The following is a 1,398-nucleotide window of genomic DNA, read 5'->3' on the forward strand; positions in this document are numbered from 1 at the left end:
TTCATACGGCGGCAGGTTGGTTTGCCGATATGCACGCCCGGTCGCAATTGGCTGGTCGGGGTCGCCGTCGAGATAGCTGATGATCAGTTCCTGCCCGACTCGTGGTATCGCCATCGCACCCCAGGTCGCCCCGGCCCAGCCCTGAGCCACACGAATCCAGCACGAACTCTGATCGTTGTTTTTGTCCGAACGGTCCCACGGGAACTGCACTTTGACCCGGCCCCATTCATCGCAATAGATCTCTTCCCCCGGCGGGCCGACCACGGTGGCGATCTGTGGGCCGTCGATGCAGGGTTTGTCGCGTAGCGGGGATTTCCAGTCGGAGGTCCAGCGGATCGCGCTGGCGTGCATCTCATAAGACGTGCCTCGGTCGCTGCCGAACGATTCCTCTTCGAGGCTGCTGTGCTGTTTGCCTTGATGCTGAACGGCGATGGTGCGCCAGCGGTCGTTGAAATCCTCACGGGGATGATCGTTGAGGTCGAACGCCAGCCCCGGTTGCAGGCGTTCATCGTCACCTTCCAGATGGGCCAGTTTGGCGTCATTGCGCAGGGCGGTCAGGCGTGTCTTGGTAAAGGGTTTACCGGCGATGTCGCGTTTGTAGCGCCCGGGATAGTCGTAGCGTTCGTAGTCCTTGTGCTGGTTGTTCAGGTCCTGGTCGCCAGTGGCGGTGTGCTGCTGGTTGTAGCGCGGGTGGGTGAAGGTGTAGTCGCGCTGCACCTGGCGCGCAGTGCGCACTTGTTCGGTGTAGTGGAAGCGGGTCAGCGCCGGTTCTGTGGCGTCGCCGCCGGCCATCGGTTGGTAGATCACCGGACAGTCTTTATGGGTGCCGATGGTGCCGAGTCCGCCGACGCGGTCGGTCAGGATCAGGGTGTGGCCGTCGGTGCGGTGTTCGAAGGTATAGAGCAAGCCTTCTTCGGCAGCGAGGCGGGCGATGAAATCGAGGTCGGTTTCTCCGGCCTGCACGCAGTATTCGCGGGGTTGGTGGTCGAAGCAGATTTCGCGGCGAACGTCGGTGAGCTGTTGCTCGGCCAGCACGCTGGTGATGATGTCGGGCACGGTCTGGCCCTGGAAGATGCGCCAGTTGGAGCGCAGATCGAAACGCTTCAGGGTCGGTTCGATCACGGCGCTGTAGCGGGTGCGACGAAAACCGGTGTCGCCCTGCGTGAACAGGCTGACCAGACCGTGGACGTAGCGCACCGCGGTTTCGCCGCGCCAGATGGTGAACAGCCCTGCCAGGTCAAGCACGCGATTGAAGTCGATGGCGGCGCTGTGGCTGGCCAGTTCCAGAGAGAGTTTGAATGGCTGGGACAGGCTTTCTTCGAGGGTGAACGAGACCACATCAAAGGGATCGCCTTGCAGGGGCTCGAAAGTGAAACGCAGGTCGCTTTGGCGGGGCAT

General features: G+C 62.2%; 1 protein-coding gene. It reads right to left on the bottom strand.

Annotated elements, in window-relative coordinates:
* Positions 1 to 1,398, bottom strand: a 1,398-nt coding sequence (gene tssI, locus D8U60_RS02765) for a type VI secretion system tip protein TssI/VgrG (RefSeq protein WP_130899420.1), incomplete at both ends; no start/stop codon positions are given.

The organism is Pseudomonas sp. Sample_11, assembly GCF_004307505.1.
GTDB lineage: Bacteria > Pseudomonadota > Gammaproteobacteria > Pseudomonadales > Pseudomonadaceae > Aquipseudomonas > Aquipseudomonas atacamensis.